The 15,016-nt window shown below is 37.4% G+C and carries 17 protein-coding genes and 1 tRNA gene; 13 read left to right on the forward strand and 5 right to left on the reverse strand.

Going from position 1 to position 15,016, the window contains the following annotated elements; genetic code table 11:
- Window positions 1-5 precede the first annotated feature (5 nt).
- The 6 genes from era to WBW42_RS08900 all read left to right on the forward strand — a co-directional run bounded on the left by era (window position 6) and on the right by WBW42_RS08900 (window position 4,372).
- Window positions 6-1,028 carry a GTPase Era gene (gene era / locus WBW42_RS08875; RefSeq protein WP_079381034.1) on the forward strand — a complete coding sequence of 341 codons (1,023 nt, stop codon included), beginning with the start codon at window positions 6-8 and terminating at the stop codon, window positions 1,026-1,028.
- 17 nt (window positions 1,029-1,045) lie between these two features.
- Window positions 1,046-1,249, forward strand: coding sequence for an NF038104 family lipoprotein (locus WBW42_RS08880; RefSeq protein ID WP_005067833.1), 204 nt, complete (start codon window positions 1,046-1,048; stop codon window positions 1,247-1,249).
- Between the two features lie 9 nt (window positions 1,250-1,258).
- Window positions 1,259-1,972: a DNA repair protein RecO gene (recO, locus tag WBW42_RS08885; protein WP_016140294.1), complete on the forward strand. Its 714-nt coding sequence runs from the start codon at window positions 1,259-1,261 to the stop codon at window positions 1,970-1,972.
- A 13-nt stretch (window positions 1,973-1,985) separates the two neighbouring features.
- Window positions 1,986-2,711: a pyridoxine 5'-phosphate synthase gene (gene pdxJ, locus WBW42_RS08890; RefSeq protein WP_002118629.1), complete on the forward strand. Its 726-nt coding sequence runs from the start codon at window positions 1,986-1,988 to the stop codon at window positions 2,709-2,711.
- Window positions 2,712-2,717: 6 nt separating this feature from the next.
- Entirely contained in the window at window positions 2,718-3,362 is a 645-nt protein-coding gene (locus tag WBW42_RS08895) for a MiaE family protein (RefSeq protein WP_032055220.1), read from the forward strand.
- Window positions 3,363-3,613: 251 nt separating this feature from the next.
- Window positions 3,614-4,372, forward strand: a complete 759-nt coding sequence (locus WBW42_RS08900) for an SDR family oxidoreductase (RefSeq protein ID WP_032035927.1) — start codon at window positions 3,614-3,616, stop codon at window positions 4,370-4,372.
- A 168-nt stretch (window positions 4,373-4,540) separates the two neighbouring features.
- On the opposite strand, the gene WBW42_RS08905 is transcribed toward WBW42_RS08900, so the two are convergent.
- Window positions 4,541-4,616 (reverse strand) — tRNA-Asn (locus WBW42_RS08905).
- Between the two features lie 46 nt (window positions 4,617-4,662).
- On the opposite strand from WBW42_RS08905, the gene WBW42_RS08910 reads away from it, so the two are divergent.
- On the forward strand, window positions 4,663-4,809 hold the full coding sequence (locus tag WBW42_RS08910) for a hypothetical protein (protein ID WP_079381033.1): 147 nt from the start codon (window positions 4,663-4,665) through the stop codon (window positions 4,807-4,809).
- A gap of 41 nt (window positions 4,810-4,850) precedes the next feature.
- Entirely contained in the window at window positions 4,851-5,282 is a 432-nt protein-coding gene (locus WBW42_RS08915; RefSeq protein ID WP_032055221.1) for a hypothetical protein, read from the forward strand.
- Window positions 5,283-5,297: 15 nt separating this feature from the next.
- On the opposite strand, the gene WBW42_RS08920 is transcribed toward WBW42_RS08915, so the two are convergent.
- Entirely contained in the window at window positions 5,298-5,735 is a 438-nt protein-coding gene (locus WBW42_RS08920) for a PaaI family thioesterase (RefSeq protein WP_032055222.1), read from the reverse strand.
- A 246-nt stretch (window positions 5,736-5,981) separates the two neighbouring features.
- Here WBW42_RS08920 and WBW42_RS08925 point away from each other — a divergent pair, with 246 nt between their 5' ends.
- Window positions 5,982-6,824 carry a DMT family transporter gene (locus WBW42_RS08925; protein WP_002118781.1) on the forward strand — a complete coding sequence of 281 codons (843 nt, stop codon included), beginning with the start codon at window positions 5,982-5,984 and terminating at the stop codon, window positions 6,822-6,824.
- 53 nt (window positions 6,825-6,877) lie between these two features.
- On the opposite strand, the gene WBW42_RS08930 is transcribed toward WBW42_RS08925, so the two are convergent.
- Complete coding sequence (locus WBW42_RS08930; RefSeq protein ID WP_002118408.1) at window positions 6,878-8,113, reverse strand: pyridoxal phosphate-dependent aminotransferase; 1,236 nt, start codon at window positions 8,111-8,113, stop codon at window positions 6,878-6,880.
- Between the two features lie 208 nt (window positions 8,114-8,321).
- Here WBW42_RS08930 and WBW42_RS08935 point away from each other — a divergent pair, with 208 nt between their 5' ends.
- The gene (locus WBW42_RS08935) at window positions 8,322-8,501 is read left to right on the forward strand and encodes a hypothetical protein (RefSeq protein ID WP_002118942.1); all 180 of its coding nucleotides are present in this window, start codon (window positions 8,322-8,324) and stop codon (window positions 8,499-8,501) included.
- A 29-nt stretch (window positions 8,502-8,530) separates the two neighbouring features.
- Here WBW42_RS08935 and WBW42_RS08940 read toward each other — a convergent pair whose 3' ends face one another.
- Window positions 8,531-9,970: a sensor domain-containing diguanylate cyclase gene (locus WBW42_RS08940; protein ID WP_032055223.1), complete on the reverse strand. Its 1,440-nt coding sequence runs from the start codon at window positions 9,968-9,970 to the stop codon at window positions 8,531-8,533.
- A 175-nt stretch (window positions 9,971-10,145) separates the two neighbouring features.
- Entirely contained in the window at window positions 10,146-10,937 is a 792-nt protein-coding gene (locus WBW42_RS08945) for an A1S_2505 family phage non-structural protein (protein ID WP_017386250.1), read from the reverse strand.
- Between the two features lie 179 nt (window positions 10,938-11,116).
- On the opposite strand from WBW42_RS08945, the gene uvrB reads away from it, so the two are divergent.
- The 3 genes from uvrB (at window position 11,117) to rarD (ending at window position 14,877) form a co-directional block, all read left to right on the forward strand.
- The gene (gene uvrB, locus WBW42_RS08950) at window positions 11,117-13,138 is read left to right on the forward strand and encodes an excinuclease ABC subunit UvrB (RefSeq protein ID WP_032055224.1); all 2,022 of its coding nucleotides are present in this window, start codon (window positions 11,117-11,119) and stop codon (window positions 13,136-13,138) included.
- A gap of 93 nt (window positions 13,139-13,231) precedes the next feature.
- Entirely contained in the window at window positions 13,232-13,819 is a 588-nt protein-coding gene (locus tag WBW42_RS08955) for a lipocalin family protein (protein ID WP_032055225.1), read from the forward strand.
- 110 nt (window positions 13,820-13,929) lie between these two features.
- Complete coding sequence (gene rarD, locus WBW42_RS08960; protein ID WP_014207355.1) at window positions 13,930-14,877, forward strand: EamA family transporter RarD; 948 nt, start codon at window positions 13,930-13,932, stop codon at window positions 14,875-14,877.
- Window positions 14,878-15,016: the final 139 nt, after the last annotated feature.

Genomic DNA, 15,016 nt, shown 5'->3' on the forward strand with positions numbered 1-15,016 from the left:
TGTCGATGCATTCTGATCAAATCAATCCAGATTCAAATGAAAACCAAGATCCTAATAATCTGATTGATCAATTTTTTAGTTCCAAAGGCGTAACAATCCCTTCGGATTTTAAGAGCGGATTTGTGGCGATTGTGGGGCGTCCAAATGTGGGTAAATCTACCCTCATGAACCATTTATTGGGTCAAAAACTTTCTATTACTTCGCGTAAACCTCAAACAACACGTCATAAAATTATTGGTATTGATTCGCGCGAAAAGATGCAGGCGGTATATGTAGATACCCCAGGTATGCATAAAAAAGAAGTGCGTGCTATTAATAAAATGATGAACCGTGCTGCTCATTCTGCATTACGTGACGTTAACTTAGTTTTATTCGTTATCGATGCTTATAAGTGGACTCAAAATGACGATTTAGTGCTTGAAAAACTCAAGAACGCTGAAATGCCGGTTATTTTGGTCATTAATAAGGCGGACACTTTTGAAGATAAAAGAGAGATTCTTCCTCTCATTCAAGAACGTGCCAAACTTATGAATTTTGCTGAGATTGTTCCTGTTTCTGCTTTGCGTGGTGCAAACTTGGAACACTTGAGTGAAACGATTGAGAAATACCTTCCTTACCAACCACCATTGTATTCATTTGATCAGATTACTGACCGCTCTGAACGCTTCTTAGCAAGTGAAATTATTCGCGAAAAAATTATGCGTCAGTTGGGTGAAGAGCTTCCTTATGATTTAACAGTACAAATTGAATCTTTCAAAACAGAAGAAGCAACTGTTAATGAAAAAACTGGTCGTTTAAAGCCGGCTTGTACCTATATCGATGCAACGATTTTTGTAGACCGCGCTGGTCAAAAAGCCATTGTGATTGGTGAAAAAGGTGCCAAGCTTAAAACGATTGGTATGGATGCTCGTAAAGACATGGAAAAAATGTTTGAGCAAAAAATTATGCTCACACTTTGGGTAAAAGTGAAGGGTGGCTGGTCTGATGATGAGCGAGCTCTCAAAAGCTTAGGATACAGTGATATCTAAAGGATAAGGATGCTGGTATGAAAACAATTACATCATTAATCGCTATAGTTGGATGTACATTGATGTTACAAGGTTGTGTATATAAGCTTGTAACCGTACCAGTAGGTATCGCCTATAAAACTACTAAAGGTGTAGTTAAAGGTACAGCAGCTGTTGTAGGTGCTGTTATTCCTGACGGTGATGATGAGGATGATAAAAAAGAAAAAGAATCTGAGGAATAGATTCTTTTTATGATGCGCAATGAAGTCCTCCATGGATATATGATTCATCACCGTAAGTACCGTGAAAAAAGTCATATTGTGCATCTTTTTACTCAGGAATATGGGCGAGTCGATGGCATCTTAAGGCAGACTCCGCCCCCTCAATATCAACCTATTCGACTGCAAGCCACAGGTAAAAGTGAACTCAAAAATTTTACTAAGCTGGAAATATTAAATCAGCCTGTTTTCTTTTTTGGTGATGCTTTTTTTGCTGGTTTTTATCTAAATGAAATTGTTCTTAGACTTTGCCCATTAGAAGAGGCAATGCCACAAACTTTTGAGCAATATCAATTAACTTTGCTTCAATTACAGCAATTATCTTCCCACGAAAATCCTGATCTTTTTCTGAGACAGATTTTGCGCCAGTTCGAACATGTTTTGCTTCCTGAGCTGGGTTACGCGATTGATTTCTCAATTGATACTCAACAACAGCCAATACAGGCTCACCAGTTTTATCAATTTCAGGTGACGGAAGGTTTTGCGCCCGTTGTTCAGGCAAGTCGTTCTTCATTGTCAGGTAAAGCAATTTTATCTATGTTGGATTATGAGCAAGGCCAGGATTTTTCTCACGAACAATTGCAATTATTAGGTAAACTATACCGTCAAATGATTACATCGCTTTTAGGAGATCGTCCCCTAAAAAGTCGACAATTGTGGATTCAAAATACTCAAACTCAATCGTAATTAGGATTTATTTATGGCTGCATTGCTTGGTGTAAACATAGACCATGTTGCTACTTTGAGACAGGCGCGCGGTACTACTTATCCAGACCCTGTAGAAGCTGCTCTTATTTGTGAAGAAGCGGGTGCAGAGGGGATTACTTTGCATTTGCGTGAAGATCGTCGTCATATTCAAGATGATGACGTACGCCGCATGCGTCCATTATTAAAAACGCGTATGAACCTAGAGTTGGCTGTTACTGATGAAATGGTCGAGTTTGCGAAAGAAATTCAGCCGCAGCACGTGTGTTTTGTTCCAGAAAGACGCCAAGAAGTAACAACTGAAGGCGGTTTGGATGTAGTGGGTAACTTTGAAAAAGTTAAAGCTGCAACTCAAACTTTAGCGGCCATTGGTTGCGACGTATCATTATTTATTGATGCTGATTTAGCCCAAATTGATGCAGCAGTTGCGTGTGGCGCACCTACGATTGAGTTGCATACAGGTGCATATGCAGATGCGGAAACAGAGCAAGATCAACAAGCCGAGTTAGAGCGTATTATCAAAGGTGTTGAATATGCAGCTTCAAAAGGTTTGGTTGTAAATGCAGGTCATGGCCTTAACCTTAAAAATATTGCGCCAATTGCAGCTATTCCACAAATTCATGAATTAAACATTGGTCATTCAATTATTGCTGAAAGTGTTTTTGTAGGTCTGGTTCAAGCGGTTAAAGATATGAAAACAGCGATTCAGGCAGCAGGATAGTTGGTTATGTCGAGTATCAATTACGATGAATTAATGCAACCTGTGGTGGCCTTTTTAGGATGTCAAACACCAAATGCATGGTTGGATGAGGCAATCAATAATTTAGATATCTTGATGCAAGATCATGCTAATTGTGAAAAGAAAGCTGCTAGTACAGCAATGAACTTAATGTTCCGCTATAGCTTCTTTCCTGACTTACAAGTAAAACTTGCTCAACTTGTACGAGAAGAAATGCTTCACTACGAACAAGTACTTGAGCTTATGGCTAAGCGCGGTCAAGAGTGGACTGGTTTAAGTGCTGGGCGTTATGCAGGTGGGTTGCGTAAAGAGATTCGTACGTATGAGCCTGAAGCTTTAATTGATGTGCTGGTGATTGGGGCATTCGTAGAGGCTCGTTCATGTGAGCGTTTTTATGCACTTGCTCCGCGTGTAGATGATGAGTTAGGACGTTATTATCGATACTTGCTTAAGTCAGAGTCTCGTCATTTTGAAGACTATCTCGCACTTGCGCTTGATGTAGCAAAAACTGCAAAAATGAAAGATCCTAAAGAGGATATTCAGCAGCGAATTGATCATATCCGTGAAGTTGAAAAGAATCTGATTTTAACCCCAGATAATACTTTCCGTTTTCATAGTGGTATTCCTGCTTAGTCTTGGATGTCTCAAATAAAAAAGTTTACCTTTCACGGTAAACTTTTTTATTAGGTAAGCATGTTCTGCTTTTAGTTTTTTAATGCATATAATTATTTAATAAATATATTTTTTATAGATTTTAATTTCTCTTAAAATTTTTAAAAAACTTTTATTTTTTTAGGCTAATAATAAATATTGTGTAAATATAAAGGCTGATATGTTCATCATGAGTTCAACTGAAATAGTTGATCATTTCTAAGGATATAAGAATGTTAGCATTAGTTACAGGTGCCTCAGCGGGTTTTGGTTATAGCATTTCAAAAAAACTGATTGAGTTAGGATATAACGTTATTGGTTGCGGAAGACGAGCAGAAAAACTAGAAGAACTAAAACAAGAACTTGGTGAAAAATTCTACCCATTAGTATTTGACATGACAGATACGGCAGAAAATATAAATAAAGTATTGGTTGATTTGCCAGCCGAATTTCAAATCGGCCAAATTGATTTATTGGTGAATAATGCAGGTTTGGCATTAGGATTGGAACCAGCAGATAAATCAGATCTAGATGATTGGTACACGATGATTGATACCAATGTTAAGGGGCTTGTTACGATTACCCGATTAATTTTGCCAAGTATGGTAAAGAAAAAATCAGGTTTGATTATTAATATGGGGTCTATCGCAGGCACATATCCATACCCAGGGGGCAATGTGTATGGGGCAACCAAAGCTTTCGTGGAGCAATTTAGTCTAAATCTTCGTGCTGATTTGGCTGGTACTGGTGTGCGCGTAACTAACATTGAACCAGGGTTGTGTGGAGGTACTGAATTTTCTCTTGTGCGTTTTAAAGGTGATGAGGATAAAGTAAACAGTCTATATGATAAAAAGAATCCACTTTTGCCTGAAGATATTGCAAATACAGTAGCTTGGATTGCTTCCCAACCTCCACACATTAATATTAATCGTATTGAAATGATGCCGACCACTCAATCTTTTAATCCTTTAAAAGTGGTTGAAGTGGAATAATAATTTAAGAAGAAAATATATTCTTTCGAGTTAGGTTAGAGCGTTAAACCTAATAAAGACTCTAAGAAAAAATTAAATCCTCTATCTGCTGATAGAGGATTTTTTATAGTTATTGATAAATTTATGGCAAAAAAAAGCCCGCTTTAATGCTGCGGGCTTTTTAGTATTTGGCTCTCCCACCTGGGCTCGAACCAGGGACCTGCGGATTAACAGTCCGTCGCTCTACCGACTGAGCTATGGGAGAATCTGCATGCGATTATAAGGAGATTTTGAGAAGGGTCAAGTCTAAATTGTCATGTTTACTTCATTTTTGTGTCGTATGCTTTTTATTTGATCAGTTGAGTGATGAGTTAAGAAATTACTTGCACTTTAAAAAATCAATTGCTAGATTCAAAAAAGAACAAGCGTTTGGAGAAATTCAAACAGTGTGGATTTAAACCAACTTGCCAGCACTAAAATGGCTAAATCGGAGATAAGTATGAAAACGCTTACGATCGCTTCTATTTTTTCTAATTTTGATTTCTATCAAAACAATTATCTCAATATCTTAAATCAATCAGAATCTTATTACACACTTGTAGAAGGTGCATGGATTAATGCTTATCCTTTCAAAAAGCAGGATTTATATTTAGGCGATTTATTGCAGCTTTGGTTTAGCGCTAAATGGAATGTGCATAATTCACTTAAGATTTTAAAAAGCTCGAAACTACTAAACTCTTCTGAATCTTTATATATTTTTCAATTAGAAGGGGAGTTATTGTTGGGTAAAAATAAAGTTTTAGCTTGGTCTGTAGAGCATCAAGAAATTATAGAACTTCAACTTAAAAATATTTGGGCGCCGTATGTGATTGCACAAACTTGTGAACGTCCAGATAATTCAGATGACTTAATAAAAAAGGCAGCGGTTTAAGGCTGCCTTTAATGATTATGGACGAATAATCATGCAGGTTGCTGTTGCATAGGCATACAGTTTACCTTCCTCATCAATAATCTTTCCTTCAGTAATACCTAAATTTTTACTTAAATTAATAACTTTGCCTGTTGCAATTAAAGCCTGATTTTGGGGAATAGGGCGGCACATTTTTACGTTAAGGTCGATTGTGCCGTAACCTACACCCGCAGGTAACATCGTATGTACTGCACAGCCAGTCACTGAATCTAGGACGGTGGCAGCAAAACCACCATGTACGCCACCGAGTGGATTTAAATGGTTATGATCTGCTTGGGCTTTAAAGGTAACAGATCCTTCTGAAATTTCAGTAGGTTGCATAGGTATTGTTTTACTAATGCTGGCAGGTGGAATATGGCCTTCTATCATTGCTTGTAAAAATTCAAGGCCAGTCATTTCCATCGGATTTTTCATTTTTTGGGTCCTTTAATTTTTTAAGTTCCAAAATAGAACTTGATATTAGCCTATTATTAAGTCATCGATAAGTCAATTCTATAGTTAAAGATTGAACTGATAAGTTGAATTTTAAAATTTTGTTCATTTAATATAAAATTCCTTTATTATAAAAATTGAATTAAATGAGTTGCATAATGAATTAGATAGATAAGAAAGACTTCTTTTACACTATAAGAAATAAGAAATAACAGGAGCATAAGGACAATGCTTTTTAAAATTGCACTTATAATGGCGGCTTTTGCAGCAAATTCTGTATTGTGTCGTTTGGCTTTGGTTGGCCGACATATTGACCCAATGACTTTTAGTCTAATACGAGTGGGAAGTGGTGCGGTTGTTTTATTTGGACTGTTTTTATATTCAAAATCGTCTCAAACCAAAGTCCAATGGAGTTTAAAAAACGCATTTTTTCTAGCGGTTTATATTTTGGCATTTTCATATGCTTATCTTCAGATCGACGCTGGTATTGGTGCTCTGTTATTGTTTGGGGTTGTACAGCTGACTATGGTGCTTTATGGCTATTGGCAGGGTGAACAGATTGGCATATATCGTGGTATAGGCTTATGTATTGCTTTGGCTGGAATCATTGTTTTGTTATTACCCGATACTCATGCGCCTGATTGGGGATATGCTCTAATTATGGTGATATCTGGGTTGGCATGGGCAGGATACAGCATTGCTGGTCGTAATATGACACAACCGATTGGTAGTACGTTGGCAAATTTTACGCTAGCTGTGCCAATGGTTTTGTTGGCGAATGTATTACTTGCCCAAGATCGCTACATTGACATGCAAGGATGGGTCTTAGCGATTTTGTCGGGCGGTGTCACTTCAAGCGGGGCTTATGTACTCTGGTATGCAATTTTGAAGCATATTGATCGGGTGACAGCGAGTACAGTACAGCTAAGTGTGCCATGTTTGGCGATTATAGGTGGAAGCCTATTTGTAAATGAGACTGTGACAGGGCGAGTGATTTTATCGAGTTTTATGGTTTTATTTGGAATTTTATTAGTCATTTATATAAGACCTCAAAAAGCCAAAAATGCATAAGTGAATGAAAAAAAGGGTTCTCTCAAGAGAACCCCTTTTATGCAAAATGCAGATTATTTCGCAGCTTTTTCAGCTTCAATTGAAGCGATAGCAGCGTCTACACCTTCAATTGAATCAGCAGCTTTTTTGATACGTGCTAACGCATCAACAAGTACTTCATCAGCTGTTGCATATGAAATACGCATAAAACCGCCTAAACCAAATGCGTCACCAGGAACAACTGCTACGCCAGTTTCTTCCAATAACCATTCAGAGAACTCTGTGCAAGATTTTAAGCCTTTTGCACGAATAAGAGGGCGAATGTTTGCATAGGCATAGAAAGCGCCATCAGCAGGTAAGCAAGAGATACCTTTAATATCATTTAAGCCATTTACAACTAAGTCATGACGGCGTTTAAACGCTTCAATCATAGGTTGTAAAACGTCTTGTGGACCATTCAATGCAGCTTCAGCAGCAACTTGCGAAATAGAAGTCGGGTTAGAAGTTGACTGTGATTGGATCTTTTTCATTGCACCAATGATTTTTGCTGGACCAGCTGCATAGCCAATACGCCAACCTGTCATTGCATATGCTTTAGAAACACCATTTAAAACAATTGTGCGGTCATATAAATCAGGTGCAACAGTTGCGATGTTGTAGAACTCATCTTCCCAACGAATCGGTTCATACATATCGTCAGATGCAACAAATACTTGTGGATGACGACGTAATACTTCAGCTAAAGCTTCTAATTCAGCTTTGCTATAAATCATGCCTGTTGGGTTAGATGGGCTGTTTAATACAACTAAACGAGTGTTAGGTGTAATCGCAGCCTCTAATTGTTCAGGAGTGATTTTGAAGCGTTGGTCTTCGCCACATTTCACAATGACTGGAGTCCCTTCAGCAATAATGACCATATCTGGATAGCTTACCCAGAAAGGTGCTGGAATGATAACTTCATCGCCTTTGTTTAATAGAGCAAGTGCCAAGTTAAAGAAGCTTTGCTTACCACCACAAGAAACCAAAATCTGGTTCGCTTGATAATCAAGATTATTATCACGCTTAAACTTAGCAATAATTGCTTTTTTTAACCCAGGAGTACCATCTACAGCCGTATATTTGGTGAAACCATTATTAATCGCTTCAATTGCAGCATCTTTGATGTGTTGAGGGGTATCAAAATCTGGCTCGCCAGCACCTAAACCAATCACGTTCTTGCCAGCAGCTTTAAGTTCAGCAGCTTTGTTTGTTACAGCAAGTGTAGGGGACGGTTTGATAGCATTGACACGATCAGAAAGACGTACGTCCACGGCAATATTCCTCTTATGGGATTAAAAAATAAAAAGCATACTATCTTATCGCAAAAATTAAGCAATTTGCGGATACGGGTATTTTTAGATGTAAAAAAGTTTAATTTAAGAAGGTTCTTGTTGCTGTTTTACTCAATTGAAGCTTTTTTGAAAAGAAATGATAAAAATCATTTATAATAGGTCGCAATCGAAATTTCGAGAATGAATCATGACTGAGCAACAGCCAAAACAGAAAAAGGCTTTGGTGAAATTGCCATTCCCAATGCCGAATGAAAGCAATCAAGCAGATGATGCGGTACACAACCAAGTGCGTCCAAAACCAGAGCAATACGCGGATAGAACATGGATGCCTCCACGTGGTACGCGTCGTTCTATGGGAAAACGCTAATTTTGAAAAACAGGCAATATGCCTGTTTTTTATTGATTGAATAAAATTTCTTGATAATAACTTTTTTTCTTTTGGTACATGTGATGGTCTGCTCGTTTTAACATGTCCTCAATTTGTTCATTTATTTGAGTGGTTGCATGTCCAATTGCAATACTTACTGGATGGCTTGAATAGTATTGATTGTCGATATTAAAAAGCTCCTGAATCGTTTGAAGCATAATTTGAACGTTCGCTTCATCTGCGCCTGGCATTAAGATCACGAATTCATCACCACCGATTCTGGATGCAGTATATGCTGTATTTGAAATAGCCTGACTTAAAATATTTCCAACACGGCGTAATAAACCATCTCCAATATCATGCCCAAACTGGTCATTTGTTTCTTTTAATCCGTTCATATCTAAAAAAATTGAAGAAACTGGTCGAATAATACTTCGGTTTAAGCGATTAAGTTCCTCTGTAAAAAAAGCACGGTTATATAGTTTAGTAAGAACATCGTGTTGCCCTAAATATTCAAGATAGTTTTCCGCTTTTTTCCGGGCAGTAATATCTGTCAGCGCAACTTGCACTAATCCCCAAGTCTCTTCATATCCCGGAAAAACGGTAAATTGAAGTAAGACATTTCTTATTTGGCCATCTAAAGCGTAGTTAATGGCTTCACGTTTGTGATGAATATTACCTTGCCATAACTCGATGAGTTGTTCTCGAAAGGTTTCAACCATTTCTTCAGCAAAAATCTTGTGTGTATTTCTTAAAAGTGTCGACTTATCAGGAGCTTTAAATAAATCTATCGTGGCCTGATTAACATCTAAAATTAAAATATCCTCTACACACTGGCGGACAAACTCAGGATGAACATCTAGAAAAGTTCTAAAATCTTCAATTCCCAATAGCCTAAGTTGATCAATTCTATTTTTTATACGGCTGAAATCCTCGACCCACAGTGAAGTAGGCGAGTAGATAAACATAGATTCAGCCAGTCGACGATTTTTTTCTTCCTGACGGAGTGCATTTTGATAAGGGGTAATATCTTCTGTAGTAATTAATACACGTTCAAAGGTAGATTCAGAACCAGGTAAAATGGAACCTCTTAACTGAACATCAATACGTTTGCCTGATAAGGTGTAATTCACGGTAGTGCTTGAAAAATGGGTTTTGCCATTCCATAACGCTTCAAGCTCATAAATATGTGATTCGAACATTTCCTTTTTAAAAATAAGATTCAAATTTGAATATAGTTCTTCGTGTGTTGTTGCTTCAAAAAGTTCCAAGGTTTTTTTGTTAACACGAATAATTTTAATTTTATGAGCGCATTCGATAACTAAGTGTTTATTTTGATTTAAAAATTCATGGAGGTTTTCAATTCCTTGCTTTCTCCATAAATCAAATTGTTGTTTAACTTCACTGAAATCCTCAATCCACATCGGAATTGGGCTAAGGTCAAAAATCGAAGAATCTAAAGTTTCCATATGTTTCTTTAAGTATTCAGTTTGTCTTAAAGTATAATGAGAAAAATTAAGATTGGGGAGGATAAAGAGTTTAAATATATTAGAATAATTAAAAATAAAAGGATTAAATGTAAGTAAAAATAAAATAATGAGAAAGCAGAGATTATCTGCTTAACTCATAAATTTATAAGAAAACTTAACGATTAATAGGGTGATCAATGTTTTTTTCACCACGCCATAACTTAATAAAATCTTGCTCATCAAAATCGTAAAGTTCCATCAGTGCAACAACAGCACTCACAAAAATCATGGCACCTTCAGAGTTTCCATGAAGATTGAAAATTTTACCGTTTAACTTCCCTAAAATATCACTAAGCTCATGATCACGGCCTCGTCCATAACGATCTCGTGGATACAACTCTTCATTTAAAACAATAAGAGCTATGGCTTTTTCAGCATCTGATAAATCAGTTTTATCTAAAGCTTCTTCAAATGATTCACTGCCATGATTAAAGTAAAAAATAACTTCATCATTAATGAAACTTTGTACCATCTTTTGAGTTAAAGTCGGAAATTGTGATACTGCATTATCTTCTACATAGGGTTTAAAAGATTCCGGAAAGATAACGTTATGATAAATCCCTTTAAAAAGAGGAGCGATTTCAGAAACTTTATAACCCGCAATGCCACAGCCTAATGCAGTAATGAAATATTTCATTTTAGGATGATTTTTTGTGTATACCTTAAAGTCTTCAACATAATGTTGAATTTGTGAAAGTGGCATTTGTTGAATGTGTTCATTTAAAGTTGGAATTGCAAAGCTTTGACCAGCCCAGCCACGACCTACACCTTCAACTGCTCCGAAGTGCTGACTTGCAACGCGCGCTGCACCACTACCGTGTTGTCCAGCAAGATTACTTCCAAATACAAAAACTGTATCTTCGGGAAGTTCGGTTACAATACTTTCATCATGATATTGATAGGTCATGGTTATACTTTTTGTTTAATGGATAGCTTCATGTTGCAACCGATTAGGGTATTGGTCAAGTGTTAAGATGCTTAATCTTTTACATTGAATTTCAAGCTCAATTTAGACTTTAAATTAAGATAAAAATCCCCATTAAAAGGGGAGACGTTAAATTCAATTTTTCATAAAGAGAGATAACTTTGAACGAAAATCAACCTTTTGATTTGGTCACTCATTATCAGCCAGCAGGTGATCAGCCACAGGCCATTGAAAAGCTGGTAAATGGTATCGAGCATGGTTTTCGTAATCAGTTATTGCTGGGTGTAACTGGCTCGGGTAAAACCTATACCATGGCGAATGTGATCGCTCAAACACAGCGACCTACAATTGTGATGGCTCATAACAAAACTTTGGCTGCCCAGCTTTATGGAGAGTTTAAAGCGTTCTTCCCTAATAATGCGGTTGAGTATTTCGTAAGTTACTATGATTACTATCAACCCGAGGCTTACGTTCCATCCTCAGATACTTTTATTGAAAAAGATGCTGCCATTAACGATCACATTGACCAGATGCGACTATCGGCAACACGCGCTTTATTAGAGCGTCGTGATGCAATTATTGTGGCATCGGTTTCTGCAATTTATGGTTTGGGTGACCCAAATGCTTATATGCAAATGTTACTGCATGTGGTTGAGGGCGACCGCGTAAGTCGTGATGAAATTATCCGACGTTTGCTTGAAATGCAATATACGCGTAATGAACTTGAGTTCTTACGTGGTACATATCGAATTCGCGGCGAAATTATTGATATTTTCCCTGCCGAATCTGATCAACATGCGATTCGTATTGAACTATTTGATGACGAGGTCGATTCGATCCGTTGGTTTGACCCGTTAACGGGTAAAATGGTCCGTAAAGTTCCACGTGTTACGATTTATCCAAAAAGCCACTATGTAACGCCGAAAGATCATCTAACTCGTGCTATTGATACAATTAAAGATGAGTTACAAGATCAACTTAAATTCTTCCGTGAACATGACAAATTGCTGGAAGCCCAGCGTATTGAGCAGCGTACCCGTTATGATTTAGAAATGATGCAACAGTTGGGCTATACCAATGGTATCGAAAACTATTCACGTCATTTATCGGGCCGTCCAGCTGGTGAAGCGCCTCCAACTTTATTTGATTATGTACCAGAAGATGCATTACTGATTATTGATGAGTCACACGTTACAGTTCCGCAAATTGGAGCGATGTATAAAGGTGACCGATCACGTAAAGAAAATTTAGTGAATTACGGGTTCCGTTTACCAAGCGCACTTGATAATCGACCAATGAAATTTGAAGAGTGGGAGCGCATTGTACCGACGACCATTTTTGTCAGTGCAACACCTGCTAAATATGAGCTAGAAAAGTCTGACCAAGTGGTTGAACAGGTGGTACGTCCAACAGGACTAATCGATCCTGAAATTGAAGTTCGTCCTGTATTAACTCAAGTTGATGATGTTCTTTCTGAGATCAATATTCGTAAGAACCTAAATGAACGTGTGTTAGTGACCACTTTAACAAAGCGTATGGCGGAAGATCTGACTTCTTATTTAAAAGAATATGGGGTTAAAGTCGCTTATTTACACTCGGATATTGATACGGTTGAACGTGTCAAAATTATTCATGAGTTACGTACAGGTGTATTCGACGTTCTAGTCGGTATTAACTTGTTGCGTGAAGGTCTCGACATGCCAGAAGTTTCTTTAGTTGCTATTTTAGATGCAGATAAAGAAGGTTTTTTACGTTCAGAACGCTCACTCATTCAGACAATTGGTCGTGCCGCGCGTAACGTGAAAGGTAAAGCAATTTTATATGCTGACCGAATTACTGATTCTATGCAAAAAGCAATAGATGAGACTGAACGCCGTAGAGCTAAACAAATCGAGTTCAACGAGTTGCATGGTATTACGCCACGTAGTGCTGTTCGTCAGGTCATCAAAGAAATTGATTCAGGCGAAGTGCTTTCAGACGACGAAATTGATGAGAAGGTGCTTGAACAAGCACAAGCTTTAAGTGCTGACGAAAGACATATTCTCTCTGACCCAAAATTGTTTAGTAAGCATATTACTAAGCTTGAAAAAGAGATGTTAAAAGCTTCGAAAGATTTACAGTTTGAGCAAGCAGCACGGATACGTGATGAAATCATTCGACTGAAAGCGCAAATGTTGCAATAAACGAATACATAACGCTACATAATGTGTTTAAAAAACAAGCTACTGTAGATATTTGAGTTCTTTTGTATTCACAACTAATCGTTGAGGGCAACAATGGCATTTCGAAATAATGTTCCGCAAGCCAGCTGGCGTTTGGCTAAAATTGCGTTGGGCGGTGTCGTTTTGGCTGGTTTGGCTGTTGGAACCTATGTCTATGCCCAGCCGAAACCTTTGCAAACTGTCTATAAAGTTGAACTGGACCGATATTTAGGTGTTTGGTATGAAGTCGCGCGTAAACCTGCATTTTTCCAAAAAAAGTGTGCTTATAATGTATCTGCAACCTACACCTTAAACGAAAATGGAAATGTAGTAGTAGATAATCGCTGCTACGATAATAGAAAACAATTACAGCAATCTATCGGGGAGGCCTTTGTGGTTAACCCGCCATATAACACCAAATTGAAGGTAAGTTTTTTACCGGAAGCTGTAAGATGGATTCCGGTAATCCGTGGGGATTACTGGATTTTAAAGCTAGATGAAGACTATCAGACTGTTTTAGTCGGGGAGCCTTCACGTAAATACCTTTGGGTGCTATCAAGAAACCCTCATCCAGAGCAAGAAGTGGTGGATGAATATTTAAATTATGCAAAAACATTGGGTTTTGATATTCGAGATGTTATTCGTACAGAACATAAAGAATAGTGGTATATGTCTGATTAAGAAAAAACCATGTTTTTACATGGTTTTTTCTTTTTTATAGTGGATAAATCAAGTATTGTAGTGAGTTGTTTTTATTAAAGTCTAAGAGGTTAATGATGTTTAAGGGCGTGATCTTGTCTGTCATGGCATCATTCACTTTTGGTGTACTTTATTTTTATACTCAATTATTAAGCCAGCTCGATAGTGAGCAAACTTTTGGATGGCGCATTATTGCAACACTACCGTTCCTTACTTTATTTATGTGGTGGAGTGGTGATTTAGCTTATATCAAAAATATCTATCAACGTATTTTGGCTAAGCCTTCTTTACTATTATTATTAATCACAACCTCTATTTTAACCTCAGTACAACTTTGGCTTTTTTTGTGGGGGCCGATGCATGGGCGTGGGTTACAAGTCTCTTTGGGATATTTCTTATTACCGCTGGTTCTTGTCTTAGCTGGAAGTGTGTTGTATGGCGAAAAAATATCAAAATTTCAATGGGTAGCAATTATTCTTGCAGTCATTGGTGTTAGCCATGAGATATGGCGTTTAGGAAGTATTGCGTGGGAAACTGCATTGGTAGCAGTTGGATATTCTGCCTACTTTTTATTACGTAAAAAAATTAAAACAGATAATTTAGGGGGCTTTTGGTGGGATTTGGTCATTATTATGCCCGTTGCGATTTATTTAACTCATACAGGTTTGCTACCATACAGTAAATTTATAGACCAACCAAGTCTTTCTTTGATCATTATTGGGCTTGGAATTTTAAGTGCTATTGGTCTGGGAAGTTATATTCTGGCAAGTCGCTTTCTACCTTTAGTTGTGTTTGGACTCTTGGGGTATTTGGAACCTGTATTACTTGCTTTAGCTTCTTTAGTTTTAGGGGAGAGCATTGGCCAGGAAGAATGGTTCACTTATATTCCGATTTGGTGTGCTGTTTTTGTACTCGTTTTAGAAGGGGCAATTCATCTTTATCAACAACGGCAAAAAGCCCAAAATCTGCAACTTAATATCACGAAATATCAAAAAAGATTAAAAAATGATGAGTTCAATTAGGCTGTCAGAACCTAAAAAGTAAGAAAAAGCAAAAATTTAGCTGCTTTAAACAATAAGATAATAAAAAATAATTATAGGTATTTTATGAATTTATGATGAATTTTAGGAAAATCTAGTCACTAACGTCAGCTTTTGATTC

This window comes from Acinetobacter sp. LT1, assembly GCF_059800965.1.